We start from the raw sequence: 21,103 nt of genomic DNA on the forward strand, positions 1-21,103 counted from the left end.
TTTTGAGGAGTAGGTTCATGCGTATCTTTTTTTTAATTTTGAGTTTAATTTTATTACTTAACACGATTGCCGCCATTATTACCGTGTTTCACCGGCGGCGTAGTATTCCCACCACTTTAGCGTGGTTGATTGTCTTAATTTTATTACCTGTCATTGGCTTTTTAATTTTTGCTTTCTTCGGCCGCGGGATTGCCCAAGAAAACCTCTTTGCCATTAGTAATGCCGAACATATTGGGCTTGATCGATTGAAGCAGATGGTCAACCAGAGTAGCGAGCAAAAGCGCCCGTTAACCCCCAGCGATACGACTTTACTTGCCCAACGTCAAATCGATTACTTTAATCATAATGATGATGTTCCTGTGACAATCCATAATGATCCCCAGATTTTTACCGATGGTCACGCCAAATTCGCCGCGTTAGAACAGGATTTGCGTAATGCCCAAGAAACCATTCATTTAGAATACTATTCTTTTTTTAATGATGAGTTAGGGCGCCAAGTCTTAGATATTCTGACTCAAAAAGCTCAAGCTGGCGTTGAAGTACGCGTGATTTACGATCGCTGGGGGTCTCCCGGGGCCAACAAAAAGTTCTTTCAACCACTAGTTGCCGCTGGGGGGCAAGTCATGCCCTTTATCACTTCACAAAATGCCATTGCTAAGTACCGTTTAAACTACCATTTGCACCGCAAAATCGTTGTCATTGATGGGCGCATTGGTTGGACGGGCGGCTTTAATATTGGCAATCAATATCTTGGCCTCAAACCCAAGTTTGGTTATTGGCGCGATACTCATGTGCGTATTTACGGTTATGCCGCGTTATCTTTACAAGAACGCTTTGTTTTAGACTGGAACGCTTCCGTCGATCGCCACCACGAAAAGATTTTATTTCAGGAAAAATATTTTCCCACGCAAATCAAACAGCCCCAGCACATTACCCCGATTCAAATCGTTTCTGATGGTCCCGACAGTAATTTTGACACGCTCAAGGGTGGGTTCATGAGTTTAGTCATGAGTGCCAAAGAAAGCATTTTAATCCAAACGCCCTACTTAATTCCGGATGAACCAATGATTGACGCCCTCTTAGTGGCCGCACGCTCCGGTATTAAAATTAAAATCATCATCCCCGACAAACCAGATCATCCCTTTATTTTTCGAGCTACACAATTTTATGCCAATTTATTAAGCGAGCACAATATTGAAGTTTATAATTATAATAATGGTTTTATGCATGCCAAAACGGCTGTTTTTGACAATCAAGTCAGCGCTATTGGTTCAATGAACCAAGACTACCGAAGCTATAGCCTCAACTTTGAAGCAGATGCCTTCTTTTACGATACTCAGGTCAGCCAACAGCTAACGGAGATCTTTCAAGAAGATTTAAAACACAGCACCTTGTTGACCCCCGAAATCATTCAGCAACAGTCTTACTGGCTCCGCTTTAAACAACTTTTCTCACGCTTACTGTCACCAATTTTATAAATAATTATGTATTACAAAAAACCTTGTTTTTCAGAAAATTATCTAGAAACAAGGTTTTTTATTATATTTAATTTTTGTCCGCAAACTACCTACATGTGGGCAATTTCGACTTCGATATTCTGTGGTAAAACTGCTTTTAACTCTTGTTGTAGTTGGGCGACCGACTGTTTAAACGTCATTTGAATATTTTGCCGATTAGCCACGGTAAAAATCGAAATTACTTGCACAGGGGCATTAGGCAATTCTACCGGAATCAGTGTTACATGAGTCAATTTTTGATAACTCAGTGAATTGGAAAAAAAGCCGCTGGTCACTAAGCGCTTTTGCGCCATACCGCCAGTACCTTGCATTAAGGTCACTGTTAAAAAGGCAGCCACCATTACCACGTACCACCACGAATCTTCCGGCATAGATAGAACCCAGACTCCAAAAATCACCGCAATAATTAAACTGGAAATTTTATATTTAGCATGTACCACAATCTGAGATTGCCAATACAAATTATTTAGTAGCATCGCTACAAAAAAGATATCAATTAAGATTAGTAGCCAATCGTTTAGCATAGTGTCCCCCAATTAGTTAATTTGTGAAAGCAAATAAGCTGGAACTACAAAAATTTTTCGTCAATTTACACGAACATTTTTCTGATGGTACTCCATTTGTCCCAATCTCAATGAATTGCTTCTAAACTTAAATATGATAACATTTAAGTAAGAACTCGCAAACCAAAAGTTCGCAAAAATCTGGCTTTTTGTACCAGATCATTAACATGTAACAACAGTGGTTTTAATATTAAAGGAGGTTCCTTATGAAAATTCCTACCCGCACCACTTATGATGGCTTAATTTTACCACAGATTGGCTTTGGAACTTACAAATTAAATGGCGCAACAGGCGTCAATGCCATTACCAGTGCCTTAAATGCCGGCTATCGGCTCTTAGATACAGCTTTTAATTACGAAAATGAAGGCGCTGTCGGTCAAGCCATTAAGCAAAGCGGCTTGCAACGCTCGCAAATTATTGTTTCTTCTAAATTACCCGGACGACACCATCGCTACCAAGAAGCACTTCAAACAATTCAAGAATCGCTTTATCGTGCCGGTTTAGACTACTATGACCTGTACTTAATTCATTGGCCTAATCCTAAAGAAGACCTCTATGTCGAAGCTTGGCAAGCCTTAATTACAGCTCAGCAAATGGGTTTAATCAAAACAATTGGCGTGTCTAACTTTTTACCAGAGCATATTGACCGTTTAATTGCCGAAACTAACGTCAAACCAGCAGTTAATCAAATTGAATTGCATCCTTATTTCTCTGAAGCCACATTACGGCACTACGATGATCAACATCAAATCATCACTTGGGCTTGGAGTCCGATCGGCCGTGCTAGTTCTATGTTATCCGACCCCATTATTCAAGGTATTGCGCAAGATTTAGGAAAAAGTGTCGCGCAAGTGATTTTACGCTGGGAAATTCAACTCGGCGTCTTGCCGATTCCAAAAGCTACACATTTTAGTCGGCAGCAGGAAAATTTGCAGGTCTTTGATTTTGAATTAACTCCTGCACAAATGCAGACAATTACTAATTTAGACCGACCTGATGGGCGACTCAAGAATCAGGATCCCGCTGAATATGAAGAATTTTAATAATTAAAATTAAAAAAAGGTCCAAAGTTACTGTCAAATTATCGCAATGTTTGACCAGTAATTTTGGACTTTTTTGCTGTCTGACTACCGGCCGTGCTGATTTTTAATCAAACACGCTATCACTAATCCGAATAAACTAATTGCGAAAAATACCCCAAAGACCAAATGGAATTGTCGTTGTTGCCGCAGAACTAACGTCGCACCATTGGCGGGTAACGCCAATAAAAGTGTGGCTAACGTGACGCCAAAAGAGCCTAAGATTTGTCGTGCGGTGGTAATGACCGCCGTACCATGCGCAATATATTTTTGAGGCAACACATCGGCTCCCAAGGTCACCGCCGGCATCATTACAAAGGCATTGCCACCTTCAATCAGCGCTGCCAAAATCATTAACCAACCTAAATTTAACCGTTGCTGCAACACAAATAATAGTAACCAACCGCCAGTAATCATACTCATTCCTAATAACAACGTTACTTTAAAGCCCCAATGATCCGCTAATTTTCCGGTTAAGGGGTTCAAGAGACTTAACAACACCGCTCCTGGAACTAACGCCATTCCCGAAGTAAAGGCCGTTAAATGCAAGATGTTTTGGTAATACAACGGAAAAATAATCGTTACCACGATTAAGGCAATATAAGAAATCCCCGTTAATAATACTGCCCAATCAAAATTAATTTGTTTCAAGACCCGCAATTCTAGCATGGGGTGCAAGCTAGTCAATTGTCGCCAAATAAAAAGTGCTAAGCCCAGACTGCTCAAAATTAAAATCACACTTAAACTAAAGGTCCACTGCTTACTTTGCCCCCACTTAGTTAAAATATATAAAAAGCCAATAAAATTCACGGTTGAAAGAGCAGAGATGAAATCCAGTTTTGTCGGTTGTAAAACTAAGGGGCTCGTGATCGTAACTAAAGAGAGGACTAAGACCACCGTAATAATGAAGGCAAAACAAATGAAGACCACTTGCCAAGTAAAAAAGCGTAACACAATCCCCGAAATAATCGGTCCAATAGCTAATGCTGATCCCATAACTAAGCCCGCGGTCCCCATCACGCTGCCACGCCGCTTGGGTGGTGTAATTTTTAAGAGCACCGTTTGATAGGCAGGGAATAAAACACCCACAGCCATCGCTTCCAGAATGCGTCCGAATAACATTAAACCAAACGTTGGCGCCCAGATAATGATCATGGTGCCCACATCAAAAATGGCTAATAAGCTCATAAATAATTTTTTAAAAGCTACATTAGCCAACAACCACGGGCTCACTGGAATCATCACCGTCATCACCAACATAAAACCGGTAGTCAACCATTGAATAGTGGTTGCCGGCACCGCAAAATAATGCATTAAAGTCGGATACGCTGTTGACAAGGAAGACTGACTGATGGACATCGTAAAAGTTCCTGCTAATAACGTGGCCACAAACCACCAATGCGCACTTTTGGATAAATGGATTGAATCAGCCATTGCCATCGCTTCTTTCAAACAAACAAATTAAAACAGTTTTATTAGTTAAACGCCCGCAAATCCTTGATAATTAAGGCAACTACTCGCCACAAAATTATTGCTAGTTACTAACCTCGACTTATTTTCCCCCTCATTATTAAACCCTTTTCAGAAAATAGCAAAGAAAATGTTTTTTAAGTTCACCTAATTTAAGGTTTAATTTTGGCGAAAGTAGGAGTATCATTGTTTTTTGGAAAAACATGAGGAGGAATTCTTTTGGTTGAAAATACAAAGAAAAAACACCATTTAATTGAATATGCCAATGGTCCTTCCTTGGAGGAAATCAACAGTACCGTTGAAGTTCCCCATGGCAAAGGCTTTTGGCGCACATTATTTGCTTATTCTGGTCCTGGAGCCTTAGTTGCTGTCGGTTATATGGATCCCGGTAATTGGTCCACATCTATTACTGGTGGTCAGAATTTCCAATATTTATTAATGTCCATCATCTTAATTTCAAGTTTAATTGCCATGCTTTTACAGTACATGGCCGCTAAACTTGGCATTGTGACGCAAATGGACTTAGCGCAAGCAATTCGCGCTCGGACAAGTAAATCGCTTGGTGTCATTCTCTGGATTTTAACGGAGTTAGCGATTATGGCGACGGATATTGCGGAAGTTATTGGGGCCGCGATTGCTTTATATCTCCTGTTTAATATTCCGTTAGTCATCGCCGTTTTCATTACCGTCCTGGATGTTTTAGTCCTGCTGTTATTGACTAAAATTGGTTTTCGAAAAATTGAAGCGATTGTTGTGGCCTTAATTTTAGTAATCTTGGTCATCTTCGTTTATCAAGTAGCTTTATCTGATCCCAATTGGGGTGGCGTTTTGAAGGGATTAGTTCCTTCAGCTCAAGCCTTTTCTTCACATCCTGTTGTTAATGGTATGAGTCCGTTACAAGGTGCTTTAGGAATTATTGGGGCGACAGTTATGCCACATAATTTGTATTTGCATTCTTCAATTTCGCAAACACGGAAAATTGATCACAACAATCCCGACGAAGTCGCTGATGCTGTGAAATTCTCTGCTTGGGATTCTAACATTCAATTAACCTTTGCCTTCTTTGTTAATGCGTTGTTATTAATCACTGGTGTCGCAGTCTTTAAGACTGGCGCTGTCAAAGATCCATCATTCTTTGGTTTATATCAAGCTTTATCCGATACTTCCAAATTAAGTAACGGCATTTTAATCTCCATTGCCAAAACAGGCGTTTTATCTACCTTATTTGCGGTCGCTTTGTTAGCTTCTGGTCAAAATTCGACCATCACTGGTACTTTAACTGGTCAGGTTATCATGGAAGGTTTCGTGCACATGAAGATGCCACTGTGGTTACGGCGTTTAGTAACCCGGGTTATTTCCGTGATTCCGGTCCTCTTCTGCGTCTTGATGACTAGTGGTCAAAGCCCCATTAAACAGCACGCCGCGTTAAACGACTTAATGAATAATTCACAGGTCTTCTTAGCCTTTGCCTTACCATTCTCCATGCTACCGTTATTAATGTTTACCGATAGTAAGGTAGAAATGGGAACCCGGTTCAAAAACTCACTTTGGGTCAAAGTGTTAGGTTGGATTTCGGTTATTGGTTTAACTTTCTTGAACTTGAAAGGTTTACCAGATTCCATCGCCGGTTTCTACGGTGATAATCCAACAGCTGCGCAATTAACCCAAGCCAACGTGATTGCTTGGATCTTAATTGTCTTAGTTTTAGCTTTATTAGTTTGGACGATTGTGGAATTATACAGAGGCAATAAACGCTTTGAAGAATCCCAATTAGCTAAACAATAAAAAAGTTAAGTATTTGAAATATGACTTCAACCAAAAGAAGTGTTCGCATTGACTGCGAACACTTCTTTTTTAGTTCCAACTGTTTTAACAATGAACAACTTGGGCCAAACGCTCTAACAAGTAAACCACGGGGACTTGACTGGTGAGGTTCACCGATTGGCCAATAATACGACTATTAATATGGTAGGAAAAATTTAAATCCGCTAAAGTAGTTAAGGAATTATGGTCATCATTGGTAATACTAACCAAGGTTGCCTTTTGATCATGAAAACTCGTCGCCTGCTCCAGCATTTGCTCAGTTTCACCACTCACCGATAAAATCATCACCACATGATTATTCATAGCCGCATGTCCCAGTTGAATAGGATAAAAAGGATCAGCAATCACGTAAGCTTCACGCCCATTATTCACAAATTGCCGCGCCCCGTAACTAGCCAAATCACCGGAAGTCCCTACACCGAGAAAAACAAAAATCGTCGCCGGATCAAACAATGTTTTAAACTGCTGAATCTTTTGGTCATAGTTTTCAATATGGGAAAAATAATCGTGCGCTTGATAGGTAATATCATCTACCAAGCCTTGACCAGCTACTTCTTGCTGTAATTGCTGGCAAAATTCATAATAATGCTGATAACCTAAACGATTAATTGTCCGTAAGACTGAGGCCGGCGCCACCCCTAGTTTAGCAGCCAAATGACGCAAACTGTAATCTTTGACTTGCTCCTTATGAACTTTAATATACCGATAAATTCTTTTTTGCGTCGCTGTTAATTGTGCCAATGACTTGTTGAACAACTCCTTTTTTAAAAAAAGACGTAGTCATGACAAAAGTTAACCTCAGCTTTTGTCTCAACCACGTCTTAATTAATTATTGCATCATTCTTATTTAGCAGCTAATTGCTTATATAAATCAACAATTTCTCCTGCTAAATCGCGAAAAGTGATCGCATTCATGATATGATCTTGACCATGAACCATTAATAGCGTCACTTGCTCATGTTCACCACTAGCTTCTTTAGTTAACATGCCCGTTTGTGCGTTATGGGCTTCTGCTAAAAATTTGTCCGCTTCTTTCAGCTTGGCTTCCGCAGTAGCAAAATCATTCACCTTAGCGGCTTTAATGGCTTCAAAAGCAGCACCTTTGGCATTACCACCATTCATGATGAGACCCATAACTGTTTGTAAATTTTCTTCTTCGTTCATTAATTAAATATCCTTTATTCCTGAATTAAACTTAAAGCTTCATCTAAAACTTTCGGTCCGTTCATCATACCGTAGTCTTGCATATTGATGACTTCGACTGGAATGGAAACCCGCTTTTTAAAATCATCTAACATGTAGCTAACTTGCGGTCCCAACATCAAAACATCTGGGTTTTCGGTTTCCATTTTGGAATCTGCATCTGCAGCAGCGGTTGCAAAGATATTAGCTTCAACGCCCTTTTCTTCAGCAGCTTTTTGCATCTTGCTAACTAATAAACTCGTGGACATGCCGGCGGCACATACTAACATAATCGTCTTTTTACTCATAATTAAATTCTCCTTTAATCTTTTACTTACTTATATTAAACCACTAATCTAGGCATTTTGCGCTGCTTTTTCTTCTTTTACTTTTTGATTATCCATGCTCTTAAAGAAGAAGAAGTAAATCAAAGTATCTAAGACAATATTGACAATTTGTAAGACTGCTCCTGAAATATGACCAGTAGCTAAATAACCTGACATAATCGGTGGTGTGGTCCAAGGTACCATGACACCCATCGTTTTAGCAACCCAACCCCATTTCATAGTTAAATAGGTCACGGTAACATTCGTTAACGGTGCTGCAATAAACGGAATGACCATCTTATAGTTCATGACAATTGGTAAACCAAAGATAATCGGTTCGTTAACATTAAAGATCGCAGGTCCAACGACTAATTCACCCAAGGTCTTATACTCTTTACTCTTGGACATAAAGGCAATCATCAACGCTAAACCAATCGTGGCGCCAGAACCACCCATGTGAACAAAGTTATCAAAAAATTGTTGTGTAACAATATTTGGTAAAGCATGGCCAGCTTTTAAAGCAGCCGAATTTTGGGCCATCGCAGCTAACCAAATAGGTTGCATCACGCCAGCCACCGTATTGGAACCGTGAATCCCAAAGATCCACAAAATGCAGACTAAACCTTCTGCAACTAGTGCTCCCGGTAAAGTATTACTCAAATGACTCAACGGATCCTGTAAGAAGAAGGTAATCACATTAGGAATACTCTTCATTGGCGTAGCTTCAATTCCCAAGCGAATGACCCACACAACTAGTAACGAAATCGCGCCCGGAATCAATGACGAGAATGAATTACTGATGGCCGGTGGCACACTCGCGGGCATCTTAATCGTCCAGTTCTTATGAATAATCCAGACATATAAATCAGTAATAAATAAACCGACTAAAATCGCAATAAATAAACCTGAGGAATCCAGTTCTTTTAATGGTACCCACAAATTACCAGCTTTATCCGTTTTCAGCGGAATGGTTAAAATATAGGCTCCAATAGAAACGATCATCGCTGAAAAAGCATCAACTTTATAACTGCGTGCTAAGTTATACGAAATCCCGGCGACAGCGATTAACCCCATAATATGAAACGATGCATTAGTGATATACTGGGCCACATTTGCCCAATTTGGTCCAAAAGTATGCGCCATAAAAGCTAAATAACCCTTAATCGGAAATTGCGCAATAATCATGAAGATTGAACCAATGATAATCATTGGAATCGCAGCTGCCATCCCATCACGTAAAGCTACCATATGCCGTGCTGACGATATTCTTTGGAAAAATGGAATCAGTTTAGTCGTTAAAAAACTATTTTTAGACTTTTCTTCAGCCATTTTAACTGCCCCCTTTTTAAGCTAAATCTTCGCCGTTAGATGCAATGACTTTTTGATACCAAGCAAAGGAATCTTTTTTCGAGCGTTCCAAAGTGCCGTTACCTTCATCATCTTTATCCACATAGATAAAGCCATAACGCTTAGACATTTGTCCTGTCCCCGCAGAAACCAAGTCAATGCAACCCCATGGTGTATAACCCATTAAATCAATCCCATCTTCTTCGACGGCTAACTTCATTTGTTCAATATGTGCGCGCAAATAATCAATCCGGTATTGATCATGGACTGAACCATCAGCTTCTTTTTGATCAACCGCGCCAAAACCATTTTCTACAATAAATTGCGGTTTATTGTACCGATCTGCTAACCAATTCATGGCGTAACGCAAACCCTCAGGGTCAATTTGCCAGCCCCACTCAGAGGCCTTGACATACGGATTAGGAGTTCCATCTTGGTCTTCATCATAATGATAATTAACTGGTTCATGGTCTTTGGCCTGAACAGCCCGGGACATATAATAGCTAAAGCCAATATAATCAACGGTGCCTTGTGCCAAAGTTGCTAAGTCTTCAGCGGTAATATCCATCTCCCAGCCTTGATTAGCTTGATAAGTCCGAAGCCAATGCGGATAACGACCATTAGATTGCACATCTTCAAACCAATACCGCGCTTCATTCGCCCGTTGGGCTTTTAACATATCCGCTGGTTTAGGACTAGCTGGATATAACGGCACCATCGCGATCATCGAACCAATTTGAAAGTCCGGATTAATTTGATGTCCGATTTGGACCGCTTTCGCACTCGCCACCAACTCATAGTGCGCGGCTTGATACATGGTCTGTTCCATATTTTCACCCGGACGTTTTAGCAACCCGGAATTAGTCATCATCGAAAAATCATTTTTGTAATCGGTTTGATTATTGATCTCATTAAAAGTCATCCAATATTTAACTTTATTTTGGTAGCGCTTAAAGACAGTCTCAGCAAAATTCAAGAAGAAATCAATCACCTTACGGCTGCGCCATCCACCATATTCGGTAACTAGATGATATGGCATTTCAAAATGTGATAACGTAATGACCGGTTCAATGTTATACTTTAAGCATTCATCAAATAAGTCATCGTAAAACTTCAATCCTGCTTCATTAGGTTCTTTTTCATCGCCATTAGGAAAAATGCGCGTCCATGCAATTGACGTCCGAAAACATTTAAAACCCATTTCGGCAAACAATTTAATATCTTCCGGATAACGGTCGTAAAAATCAATGGCTTCGTGATTAGGATAGTACAGCCCGTCTTTAACACCATCGGTAATTTGCCGGGGAACACCATTAGCGCCAGCCGTCATAATATCGGCAACACTCACACCTTTATGACCTGCTTGCCAGCCACCTTCTAATTGATGCGCTGCTACAGCGCCTCCCCACAAAAAATCTGGTCGTAATTGTTTCTTGTTAGTCATCAAACAGCCTCCCAATTTATAAAAACGTTTTTATGTAACGCTTACAAGAAACATTTTACTATTTTGTTTCTAAAAATCAAGATTATGTGGTAAAAAATCAGAAACACGTTTCTCAAAGAAAAATATCTTTTTCCGTCATTCTTGCAAATTAGGCTCATTCAGTTAAACTAAAATTACAATTTAATTAATTAGTTAACACAATGCCCAAGAATTTGCTCGCTGATGAATTTGCTAAAGGAGTTTATTATGACAAAACGACAATTAGGACTATCGATTTATCCAGATCATAGCAATTTTGCAGAAGATAAAAAATACTTAGAATTGGGACACAAATACGGCTTTTCCCGAATTTTCATGAGTATGTTAGAAGTTACCGGTTCTCCGGAACAAACTAAAGCTAAATTTCAAAAAATTATTGACGTGGGTAACAAGCTCGGTTATCAAACCATTATTGACGTCGCTCCTAACATCTTTGATGAATTGAATATTTCTTACGATGATTTATCATTTTTTGCTGAATTACATGCAGCGGGCATCAGGTTGGATCAAGCTTTTGATGGAGCCACTGAAGCCATGCTGTCCTATAACCCTTACGGCTTAATTATTGAACTGAACCTCAGTAATAATGTTGATTACTTAAATAATATTTTAAGTTTTCAAGCCAATACGCCCTTTATCTATGGCTGTCACAATTTTTATCCGCAAATAGGAACTGGTTTACCCTATGATTATTTTATGGAGTGTAATCGACGCTTCAAAAAAGCTGGGATTCATACTGCCGCCTTTGTGGCAAGTCATGTGGGCGACCAAGGGCCGTGGAATGTCAACGATGGCTTACCAACTTTAGAAATGGATCGAAAATTACCTATTGCTGTGCAAGCCAAGCACTTATTTGCCTCCCAAATGATTGACGACGTGATTATCGGCAATGCTTACGCTAGTGAAAGTGAGTTGCAAGCCTTAGCCCAAACTGATCGCTATCAATTAGAATTTGACTTGGAGTTAAATGATACTGTTAATCCGGTTGAAGCAGACATCATGTTCAAGCCACAACATTTTCGGCGCGGTGATATTAATCAATTAGTCATTCGTTCCACTATGCCGCGCGTTACCTATCAAGCTGTAGCCAATCCACCGCATGATAATGACCAAGTTTTCCAACGTGGCGATGTTTTAATCGGCAATGATAACTTTGGTGTTTATAAAAATGAACTGCAAATTGCTTTAGAGCCTCATCAAGATTCACGTAAAAATAAAGTCGGACAATTAAAACCGGAAGAACTATTCTTGTTGGACTTCATCAAACCGTGGACAAAATTTAAATTAACGCATCGAACTGACTCCAAGAATTAAATTCTAAGCAGAAAAAAACAGCTAGCCTTAGTCCAAACTATTGCTAGCTGTTTTTTAATTGTTAGAAACTGGAACCCAAAGAATGCTGCGGGAATTGCAACGACTTTTGTTCTAATCTTTCATGGCTTTAACAAATCAACTAATTGCTGTGCCGTAAAATTGGTAAAATATTGATCCACATCAACCGAAGCTAAGGCCTGCGTTAAAGCTGATTCCGTATAGTCAATGCCAACTAAATATGCTGGTAATTCACTAACATCTTGTTGGCCAAAGAAATCTCCATAAAACTTAATTTGAGCAATTTTCCCATGGTCAATCAATAACCGCGCATCAATGGTCCCCGCATTAAAATGCTGACACTTTTGAATGGTAAATTGTGGCGATTGTCCATAAACCCAATCCCAATTGGAATATAATTCTTGGTTTAGTTGGGCAATCCCCGCCTGATCTTGAGCGTTCAAGTGATACTCTTTATCCTTGATGTCTGCTAAGTCTCGTGCTTCAAACAGACTCAACAATAAAGCATCGCGGAACTGTTCAATAGTTAAGTTTTGATATTCAGGTGCCAAATAAGGTTTCAAATTCGTCACGCGACTGCGGACTGACTTAATACCCTTAGACGCAATTTTATCAGGCGCCACCTTGAGTGCTTGGCTCAAAACATCTAAGTCCACATCATAAGTCAACGTCCCGTGCGAGAAAGTTTTGCCATTTTTAGTATACATGGCATTGCCGGAAAACTTTTTACCAGCAATTAATAAATCATTGCGCCCAGAAACTTCTACTCCTGTGGCTCCCATCCGCTGTAGAGCTGCTACAATCGGTTGGGTCATTTTTTGAAAATCACCAAACCGCTCATCTTGCGCATTAATCACAAAACTAAAAGAGACGTTACCTAAGTCATCATACACGGCGCCACCACCCGAAAGCCGTCGGGTGACCGTAATTTGGTGTGCTTTCACGTAATCTAAGTTTAATTCTTCCAAAGTATTTTGATTGCGTCCCACAATAATACACGGTTTTTGAATATAGAACAAAACCAATGGTTCATCAAAGTCCTTATTGTTCATTAAATATTGTTCGGTTGCCAGATTTTCACGAATATCTTGTGCTGGCATGCAAAAATAATACACGGTCCTGCACTCCTTTGGAAAAGATTTTTAAGGTGTCACTAGATTGATCAAATCAGCTGCTTTAATACCGGTAAAATACTGGTCTAAATCAATCGTTTGTAATTTTTGAGCAAGATGATCATAATCATAAGTCACACCTTGAAGTTGTTGTTCTAATTGTTCAACATCTTGTGTACCAAAGAAATCACCGTAAAACTTAGCTTGACTAATCTTGCCTTGCTCAATGACAAACCGTGCATCAATGGTCCCCATCTCAAAGTGTTGGCGATTCTTCACGGTAAACTCGGGTGATTTGCCGTACACCCAATCCCAATTAGCGTAAATGTCTGTTTTTAATTGCGCAATTGCTTGCTGGTCTTGGGCGGTAATTTGGTATTCATGATCTTTAATGTCCGCTAAATCATCAGCTTGAAAGAGACTTAATAACAAAATATCGCGAAATTGTTCCGTCGTTAAATTTTGATACTGTGCATCTAAATACGGCCGAATATTCGTTACCCGACTGCGCACCGACTTAATACCTTTAGAAGCAATCTTATCTTTTGGTACATGCAAGGCTTTTGTCAAGACGTCTAAATCGACATCATACGATAAAGTACCATGTGAGAAAGTTTTGCCATTCTTGGTATACATGGCATTGCCCGAAAACTTTTTACCGTCTATTAAAATATCATTGCGCCCGGAAACTTGTGCCCCAGTTGCCCCTAAGCGGTGTAAGGCGTCAACCAGCGGTTGGGTTATTTTTTTAAAGTCACCAAACTTTTCATCTTTTGCATCAACTACAAAACTAAAACAAAGATTACCTAAATCTTGATATACTGCGCCGCCCCCCGAAAGTCGTCGAGTAACCGTGATTTGATGTTGACGGACATAGTCGTTATTCAATTCTTCAATTGTGTTTTGATTATGACCAACAATAATACAAGGACTTTCAATATAAAACAATACTAGTGGTTCATCAAAATCCTTATTATTCATTAAATACTGCTCAGTGGCTAGATTATCACGGATATCATGCGATTGCATTACTACATAGTACATTCAGAGCACCCCTCTTTATAAACGTTTTCAATAACATTATAAAGAAATTAAGCTCAAATGACTATCTTTAATTTATTTTATTTTTAAATTTAATAATTTAACTAAAATATTTTTTAAACAGCCAAAGACGATTAACGCAAAAACTAAACTGGCAACTGCACTACCACCATTAACTAATAACGACCATGTCCACGGATTAAATGCTTTGGGAGCATAAGAACCCCACACCAAGACGCCCGCCACAAAATGACAAAAGTATTTGATAAATAATGCAACACTACTGCTAACTAATACTGCTGGCAAAATCGATCGGTGTTGTTGAATTCGCTGCTCAATCACAGGCGCCCAAAGACCGGCTAAGCCTAAGACCCCAAAGGCCACAGGATATTCCAATATTCCTTGCCACACATTTAAAACCGAACCACTACTTAAGCCTCGTAAAATCAAATCCAATAATCCCCACACAATACCAGCGATAATGCCGGCTTTAACACCCCGGCGCCAAGAATATAAACACAAAGGAACTACTCCATACAAAATCTCAATTGAGGAAATTCCTAAACTGTGAGGAATATACGACAAAGCCATGGCTAGCGCCACGATGATTGCACCTTCAACCAACGTTTGTAACTTATTTTTTGACATCAAAAAACACTCCTTTTTAACTATCTCGCAAAAAAGAGTGTCTACCACTCATCACAATTCCTACGCTTGTACTAACAAACAGGTTCCAAGGGTCTGAACTTAATCACTCTCAGCTATTTAGAGCTCCCCTTTGCGATGATAATCTGATTTAATTTAATTCGAGTGTAACCGAATTGATGTTAAAACACAAGAAAACATCCAAAAAAATAGACTTTTGAGAAATTTCTCAAAAGTCTATTTGGAACATTTAGTTGTTGTCACACAGTTTATTGACCAACTGCTTTTTTAATCAATTGCGTTTGAAATTCTTGCGCATATTGTTTACTCAAAGCTGTCATTTTGGTCTTATTAGTCATTAAACTAGGATCTTTCTTCGCTGCAGCAGCCAATTTTTGTTTAACATAAGCTTGAGCTTGTGTTTTAACTTGCGCTTGACCAGCTGGCGTTTTCATTTGGGCCATTTTCTTTTGTAATTGCTTAACTTGATTCATTGATAAATGTAACCAATTCTTAGGCAAATAGAACGTATTAACCCGTTTAACTAATTTATTATCCATCCCAGAAACGCCAAACCAAATCTTATCCGCATTTGATTTATACTTCCAACGCGTAACCGTCTCTTTTAAAGAACCGTCTTGTTTAGTGGTGGACTTAATGTGGTTATTAGAAATTGTCTCTTCATTAACTTGTGAATGAACGGGCTTTTTCTGATCTGGATCAGTTTTATAAACTTGCACCGTTTCTTTTCCATTAGTACCCACAGTCTTATACAACATTAAGTTCAAGCCATTAGCTGATTTAGCTGGGTAAATCTGGGTAGTTTTACTTTCGGTCACTTGGTGCATACCGAAGTGATTATAATCATTCAAGACTAAAAAGACGAGTGACAATCCGAAAATAATTAAAGCAATAAGCGTAGCGAATGTCCGTAAAAGTGGTTTTCTTAAATAGACAAAACTCATAAAGGTAGCGACTGCACCGATAACTAAAGTTACTAAAATCATGCCTATTCACCCCCCTTTACTACTTTGTTCACATCAACATCTTTAGCCTGGTTCTTTTCTTTTAAGAAGAAGGCCAAAACCACACCAATCACAGCAAAGACTAAGGAGAACATAAAGGAAGCATGATAACCTGCTAAAGTCGCATTTAAGAAGTCATGTTTATATTGGAATGGTGCCGCATGCAATAAATGCTTACCTGGTTGTTGACCTTTAGTAACATTAGTCAATAACGTAATCATAATCGCTGAACCAATCGAAGACGCAATCTGACGTGCCGTGTTGTTAGCTGCCGTACCGTCAGCAATTAAATCATCTGGTAAAGCATTCATTCCGGAAGTGGTAACTGGCATCAAGACCATAGAAATTCCTAATGTCCGTACTACCTGTAAAATAACAATGTAACTGGTTGGTGTGTCAGCAGTTAACCACACGAATGGCAACGTTGCTAACGTCAAAATAACCAAGCCAATAACCGCTAAACGCCGACCGCCAAATGCGTCAAAGGTCCGTCCTGTAATAGGACTCATGAAGGCCATGACTAACGCTGCTGGTAGTAAAATTAAACCAGACTTCAAAGCACTCATACCGTGCACAATTTGTAAATAAAGTGGTAAGACTGTAGAAACACCTAACATCGCAATTGTCACAATGGAGGACAAAATAGCTGCTAAAGTAAAGTCTGCTGTCTTAAAAACTCGTAATTCCAAGAACGGCTTGGGAATTACTAATTGCCGCCAAATAAAGAGAACAACACCAATTACACCAATAATTAATGTACTTAAAACATTAGCAGAAGTCCAACCATCATTTCCTGCGGCGGAGAAGCCGTACAATAAGGCTCCAAAACCTGCCGTGGATAAGAATAAGGACAACCAATCCAATTTTTGTTTGTGGGTTTTTATAACTGGCTTCATAAAGATTAAAGCCAAAATAACTACGACCACCACAAATGGAATTAATAAACCAAATAAATCACGCCAATTCATGTTATCGACGATCCAACCGGATAGAGTTGGTCCAATCGCTGGCGCAAAGCCGACAACAATACCAACTAAGCCTAGCGCGGCTCCCCGCGATTCTGCCGGGAACAACGATAACATAATTGTTTGTAATAATGGCATGGTAATTCCCACACCAACTGCTTGGATTAACCGCGCAGCTAACAAAATGCCAAAACTAGGAGCAATAAAAGCTAAAACTGTCCCAAATAAGAAAATAACCATCGCTGAGATATATAACCATTTAGTATTAACAGTCGTTGCTAAATAAGCAGACAATGGAATCATAATTCCGTTCACCATCAAGAAGCCAGTCGTTAACCACTGAACCGTTGCTGTCGAAACATTAAATGTGGACATCAACTTTGGTAATGCTGTCGATAATAAAGTCTGATTTAACACAGTACAAAATGTTCCAACTAGTAGAACAATAATCAGCATTAATTTGCTGAACTTATTCATTGTGTTACTTTCTGCCAAGTAAAATCCTTCTTTCCAATAAAATTATTCATTAAACATGTAGAACCGATTTAAGAACTTCTTAAATCCCGATAGCAAAGCAATACTGTACAATATAAACTATCTCCTACTCTTTGTCAATTATTTGATATTCATGTTAACAAATTTACAAATTAACAGAAGAACTTTATAATAAGAAGACGTTTAGTTTTGCTACACAAATTTTCTTGATGCTCAGATTTTATTTTAGACAAGAACTAGGTGAAAAATGGCTCAAATTAATGATTACGCACAATGGTTTCATAATATTATTCGACCAGACAATCTGTATCTCAGCATTCGCGACACTGCCCGTGCCTGTCAAGTTACTGATACGCAGATTCGCTACTGGATTAAAAATGGCTATCTCAAAACCGTCAAAACTGAAAACGGCGCAGTGAAGTTACCCTACCAACAAGTAATTCACGCCCGCATGATTAAAAATTTTTTAGACGATGGTTATACCCTGCACGCTGCCGTTGACAAGATGAGAGACAACCTGTCAATTGCCCGCTCTGTCCAGCACATTTTATTAGATAGTATTCAAAATATCTCTATCCAAAATGATAATATTATTTTAGATTTTGGTCCGCTAGCCGAAGATCATAGTCAACACGTCTATTGCATTGATAATCATCAACAAACAAAATTTACTATTCAAAAACCGGAGCTGCTCAATCAAACATTTTAGTCAAAATAACTCTTATGCCAGGCTGCACAGCCGCACTGGCTTTTTCTTTTCAGTAGTAGATTTGTTACAATAAACTAAATTGCTAGTAGCTGGTTAATTGGCTTTATAACCGAAAGCAGCAGTTAATATGAGCTGAATGCATTTTTTTGACGTTACTATTCTAAAGGAGAATTCTGTGAATTTCATTATTAATTTGTACCGGCCGTTTTTTGAGTTACACAATTGGGAGAAAGTCATTCAGTCACCGAATGACTGGTTATTGATTATTTCGTTAATTATTATGGAGTGTCTTTTGTCTGTTGATAATTCGATCGTTCTCGCCGCCCAAGCACATACCTTAAAAACTAAAAAAGAACAGGCCGATGCCCTGTTTTACGGTATTTGGGGAGCTTTTATTTTTCGCTTCTTAGTAATTGGCATTGGCACTTATTTAATTGACTTTTGGTGGATTAAAATCCTAGGTGCAATTTATCTAGTATATATGTCAGTTCATTTTTTCTGGGAAAAATTTTCCGGCGAAAAAAAGCAGATTAAAATGTTTAAAATCAAAGGCTTATCTCCGTTATGGCAAGTGATTATTTCGGTTGAATTTACCGATATTATGTTTTCCTTGGACTCCGTGTTAACCCTCATCGCGGTATCCAATAATCCCGTCATTATTTTAATTGGTAGTGTGATCGGAATTATTGCCATGCGGGGAGTGGCCGAAGTAATTATGAGTTTAATGAACAAAATCCCCGAATTGGAACCCATGGCTTATATTTTAATTTTATTAATTGCCGTGAAATTATTTTTGACGATTCCCGCCATTAACATTGAAATTCCGAATTCCATGTTTACGCTGGCTTTAGCCGTTGCTTTTATTGTTACTTTTGTGATCCATTTTATCCGTAAAAAACAGACTAAAAAATAGTCTGTTTTTTGATTTCATTCTAGCGCTTCGTTATTATGGTAGTAAGATCTCTCCTTAAAATACAAGTATTTTTGCCAAGATCGATTCTATTACCTAATGGTATCAAGACAACAATTAATTGGATTTAACTTGACGCTTATAACACTGGCGTGATTTTAATTAATTGTACTTTTGTCGTAGCTATTTTTAATGTCAGCGACTATTAATCCTGACAAACACAGAGAGGAGTATCAACTGCATGACAGATAATACACCAATGGTGGAGTTTAAAAATGTCACTAAAATCTATAAAGGAAAAACGCCCGCGGTTAGTAACGCTAATATCAAAATTGCTCAAGGAGAATTTTGCTGTTTTATCGGTACTTCTGGTTCGGGCAAGACCACTTTAATGCGAATGATTAATCGCATGAATAGCATTACTTCTGGTGATGTTTTAATTAAGGGAAAAAGTGTCAACAGCTTTAACGCAGTCGATTTGCGCCGCAAAATTGGGTATGTGATTCAAAATAATGGGCTCATGCCCCATATGACGATTAAAGATAATATTATTTTAGTTCCAAAACTATTAAAATGGCCCAAAGACAAACTAGACAAACGGGCCAAAGAATTAATTCAGTTGGCCGAATTACCGGAAGAATATTTAGACCGCTACCCTTCCGAATTATCCGGTGGCCAACAACAAAGAATTGGTGTGGTTCGCGCCCTCGCAGCTGATCAAGATTTGATCTTAATGGACGAACCATTTGGGGCATTAGATCCTATTACGCGGGATAATTTACAAGATTTAGTTCAAAAATTGCAACGCGATACGGGCAAAACCTTTGTCTTTGTCACTCACGATATGGATGAAGCTTTAAAATTAGCCACCCATATTGTCATTATGCATGATGGTCAAGTGGTCCAAGATGATACCCCTGATCAAATCTTACGACACCCCGCTAATGATTTCGTGGAAAACTTAATTGGTGAAGATCGGTTAGCTGAAGCCAAGCATGATATGGTGCAAGTTAAAGAAATCATGTTGACGGAGCCGGTACAAATCAACTTGGGTGCTTCCTTAAAAGAAGCTTTGGTTTTAATGAAACAACGGCATGTTGATACCTTATTAGTAACCGATGATGACAAACACCTCAAAGGTTTGATTCGCATTGAGCGCTTGGAACATCGTTACCATAAGGCCGCAGGAGTCAGTGATATTTTAGATACGAATATCTATACTGTACGTCCTGAAGCCTACTTGCGTGATACAGTGGATCGAATTTTAAAACGGGGTTCTAGTTATGTACCTGTAGTTGATCATAATGGCGTTTTAGTCGGGATTGTTACCCGTTCAGCTTTAGTTAATTTGGTTTACAACACCATCTGGGGGGATAGCGATCCGCTCGCTGAAAGCCAGGATAATAATCACACGCCATCTAAAGGAGCTGAGCAAAATAATGAGTAGTTTTTTAGCACAGCATGGTTCTGAATTATTAGTTAAAACTTGGGAACAAATTTATATTTCAGCTATTTCTCTAGGCTTGGGCATTTTGGTCGCTGTTCCCTTGGGCATTGTATTATCTCGTTTTCCCAAAACGGCCAATATTGTCATGAATATTGCTAGTATGCTGCAAACTATTCCGGCCTTAGCTTTATTAGCCTTAATGATCCCAGTGTTTGGCATTGGGCAATTACCCGCAATTATTGCTTTATTCATTTATAGTTTAATGCCGATTTTGCGTAACACTTATATTGGTATTAAAGGGGTCGATCCTAATATTATTGACTCCGCCAAGGGCATTGGCATGACTAATTGGCAATCAATTATTAAAGTCGAGGTTCCTTTGGCGATGCCCGTAATTATGTCGGGGATTCGTTTATCCGCTATCTATGTCATTGCGTGGTCCACCTTAGCTTCTTACATTGGTGCTGGTGGTTTAGGCGACTTCATTTTTAATGGTTTGAACTTGTTCCAACCAGCCTTAATTTTAGGAGGCACCATTCCAGTCATTATCTTAGCCATTCTCACCGACTATCTATTAGGCAAATTAGAACAAAAGCTAACACCAGTTTCCAGTAAAATTAACTAAGGGGGT

20 protein-coding genes and 1 riboswitch are annotated in these 21,103 nt (G+C 39.0%); of the genes, 8 read left to right on the plus strand and 12 right to left on the minus strand.

What is annotated here, in order from left to right:
• The first annotated feature begins 17 nt into the window (after window positions 1-17).
• Window positions 18-1,478, plus strand: coding sequence for a cardiolipin synthase (gene cls, locus AC3B5B_RS03380; RefSeq protein WP_489769307.1), 1,461 nt, complete (start codon window positions 18-20; stop codon window positions 1,476-1,478).
• 89 nt (window positions 1,479-1,567) lie between these two features.
• Here cls and AC3B5B_RS03385 read toward each other — a convergent pair whose 3' ends face one another.
• On the minus strand, window positions 1,568-2,041 hold the full coding sequence (locus AC3B5B_RS03385) for a hypothetical protein (protein WP_489756984.1): 474 nt from the start codon (window positions 2,039-2,041) through the stop codon (window positions 1,568-1,570).
• 245 nt (window positions 2,042-2,286) lie between these two features.
• On the opposite strand from AC3B5B_RS03385, the gene AC3B5B_RS03390 reads away from it, so the two are divergent.
• Entirely contained in the window at window positions 2,287-3,123 is an 837-nt protein-coding gene (locus AC3B5B_RS03390) for an aldo/keto reductase (RefSeq protein WP_489756983.1), read from the plus strand.
• Window positions 3,124-3,207: 84 nt separating this feature from the next.
• Here the strand turns inward: AC3B5B_RS03390 and AC3B5B_RS03395 are convergent, their stop codons facing one another.
• The gene (locus tag AC3B5B_RS03395) at window positions 3,208-4,593 is read right to left on the minus strand and encodes an MFS transporter (RefSeq protein WP_489769308.1); all 1,386 of its coding nucleotides are present in this window, start codon (window positions 4,591-4,593) and stop codon (window positions 3,208-3,210) included.
• A 255-nt stretch (window positions 4,594-4,848) separates the two neighbouring features.
• Between AC3B5B_RS03395 and AC3B5B_RS03400 the strand changes: the two genes are divergently transcribed.
• Window positions 4,849-6,414, plus strand: coding sequence for an Nramp family divalent metal transporter (locus AC3B5B_RS03400; protein ID WP_489756981.1), 1,566 nt, complete (start codon window positions 4,849-4,851; stop codon window positions 6,412-6,414).
• A gap of 84 nt (window positions 6,415-6,498) precedes the next feature.
• On the opposite strand, the gene AC3B5B_RS03405 is transcribed toward AC3B5B_RS03400, so the two are convergent.
• From AC3B5B_RS03405 to AC3B5B_RS03425, 5 genes are all read right to left on the minus strand, one after another.
• On the minus strand, window positions 6,499-7,194 hold the full coding sequence (locus AC3B5B_RS03405; RefSeq protein ID WP_489756980.1) for a MurR/RpiR family transcriptional regulator: 696 nt from the start codon (window positions 7,192-7,194) through the stop codon (window positions 6,499-6,501).
• 102 nt (window positions 7,195-7,296) lie between these two features.
• Window positions 7,297-7,617: a PTS lactose/cellobiose transporter subunit IIA gene (locus AC3B5B_RS03410; RefSeq protein WP_489756979.1), complete on the minus strand. Its 321-nt coding sequence runs from the start codon at window positions 7,615-7,617 to the stop codon at window positions 7,297-7,299.
• Window positions 7,618-7,631: 14 nt separating this feature from the next.
• Window positions 7,632-7,943 carry a PTS sugar transporter subunit IIB gene (locus AC3B5B_RS03415; RefSeq protein ID WP_489756978.1) on the minus strand — a complete coding sequence of 104 codons (312 nt, stop codon included), beginning with the start codon at window positions 7,941-7,943 and terminating at the stop codon, window positions 7,632-7,634.
• Between the two features lie 48 nt (window positions 7,944-7,991).
• Window positions 7,992-9,290: a PTS cellobiose transporter subunit IIC gene (celB, locus tag AC3B5B_RS03420; protein WP_489769309.1), complete on the minus strand. Its 1,299-nt coding sequence runs from the start codon at window positions 9,288-9,290 to the stop codon at window positions 7,992-7,994.
• A 16-nt stretch (window positions 9,291-9,306) separates the two neighbouring features.
• A complete protein-coding gene (locus AC3B5B_RS03425; protein ID WP_489769310.1) occupies window positions 9,307-10,752 on the minus strand; it encodes a 6-phospho-beta-glucosidase in 1,446 nt (481 codons plus the stop codon).
• 246 nt (window positions 10,753-10,998) lie between these two features.
• Here AC3B5B_RS03425 and AC3B5B_RS03430 point away from each other — a divergent pair, with 246 nt between their 5' ends.
• The gene (locus AC3B5B_RS03430) at window positions 10,999-12,105 is read left to right on the plus strand and encodes a DUF871 domain-containing protein (protein ID WP_489769311.1); all 1,107 of its coding nucleotides are present in this window, start codon (window positions 10,999-11,001) and stop codon (window positions 12,103-12,105) included.
• 119 nt (window positions 12,106-12,224) lie between these two features.
• On the opposite strand, the gene lplA (AC3B5B_RS03435) is transcribed toward AC3B5B_RS03430, so the two are convergent.
• The 5 genes from lplA (AC3B5B_RS03435) to AC3B5B_RS03455 form a co-directional block, all read right to left on the minus strand.
• On the minus strand, window positions 12,225-13,238 hold the full coding sequence (gene lplA, locus AC3B5B_RS03435) for a lipoate--protein ligase (protein ID WP_489769312.1): 1,014 nt from the start codon (window positions 13,236-13,238) through the stop codon (window positions 12,225-12,227).
• A 27-nt stretch (window positions 13,239-13,265) separates the two neighbouring features.
• The gene (lplA, locus tag AC3B5B_RS03440; RefSeq protein WP_489769313.1) at window positions 13,266-14,279 is read right to left on the minus strand and encodes a lipoate--protein ligase; all 1,014 of its coding nucleotides are present in this window, start codon (window positions 14,277-14,279) and stop codon (window positions 13,266-13,268) included.
• 72 nt (window positions 14,280-14,351) lie between these two features.
• Complete coding sequence (gene thiT / locus AC3B5B_RS03445; protein ID WP_489769314.1) at window positions 14,352-14,924, minus strand: energy-coupled thiamine transporter ThiT; 573 nt, start codon at window positions 14,922-14,924, stop codon at window positions 14,352-14,354.
• A 40-nt stretch (window positions 14,925-14,964) separates the two neighbouring features.
• Window positions 14,965-15,064, minus strand: a riboswitch (TPP riboswitch).
• A 126-nt stretch (window positions 15,065-15,190) separates the two neighbouring features.
• The gene (locus AC3B5B_RS03450) at window positions 15,191-15,928 is read right to left on the minus strand and encodes a DUF4811 domain-containing protein (protein ID WP_489769315.1); all 738 of its coding nucleotides are present in this window, start codon (window positions 15,926-15,928) and stop codon (window positions 15,191-15,193) included.
• Window positions 15,929-15,930: 2 nt separating this feature from the next.
• On the minus strand, window positions 15,931-17,388 hold the full coding sequence (locus AC3B5B_RS03455) for an MDR family MFS transporter (protein WP_489757700.1): 1,458 nt from the start codon (window positions 17,386-17,388) through the stop codon (window positions 15,931-15,933).
• Between the two features lie 265 nt (window positions 17,389-17,653).
• Between AC3B5B_RS03455 and AC3B5B_RS03460 the strand changes: the two genes are divergently transcribed.
• The 4 genes from AC3B5B_RS03460 to AC3B5B_RS03475 all read left to right on the plus strand — a co-directional run bounded on the left by AC3B5B_RS03460 (window position 17,654) and on the right by AC3B5B_RS03475 (window position 21,097).
• Complete coding sequence (locus AC3B5B_RS03460; RefSeq protein ID WP_489756970.1) at window positions 17,654-18,115, plus strand: MerR family transcriptional regulator; 462 nt, start codon at window positions 17,654-17,656, stop codon at window positions 18,113-18,115.
• Window positions 18,116-18,290: 175 nt separating this feature from the next.
• On the plus strand, window positions 18,291-19,028 hold the full coding sequence (locus tag AC3B5B_RS03465) for a DUF475 domain-containing protein (protein ID WP_489756969.1): 738 nt from the start codon (window positions 18,291-18,293) through the stop codon (window positions 19,026-19,028).
• 238 nt (window positions 19,029-19,266) lie between these two features.
• Window positions 19,267-20,472 carry a betaine/proline/choline family ABC transporter ATP-binding protein gene (locus AC3B5B_RS03470; RefSeq protein ID WP_489756968.1) on the plus strand — a complete coding sequence of 402 codons (1,206 nt, stop codon included), beginning with the start codon at window positions 19,267-19,269 and terminating at the stop codon, window positions 20,470-20,472.
• Window positions 20,465-21,097, plus strand: coding sequence for an ABC transporter permease (locus AC3B5B_RS03475; protein ID WP_489756967.1), 633 nt, complete (start codon window positions 20,465-20,467; stop codon window positions 21,095-21,097). The genes AC3B5B_RS03470 and AC3B5B_RS03475 overlap by 8 nt, the downstream gene beginning before the upstream one ends.
• Window positions 21,098-21,103: the final 6 nt, after the last annotated feature.

Source organism: Bombilactobacillus sp. ESL1187, from assembly GCF_058107155.1.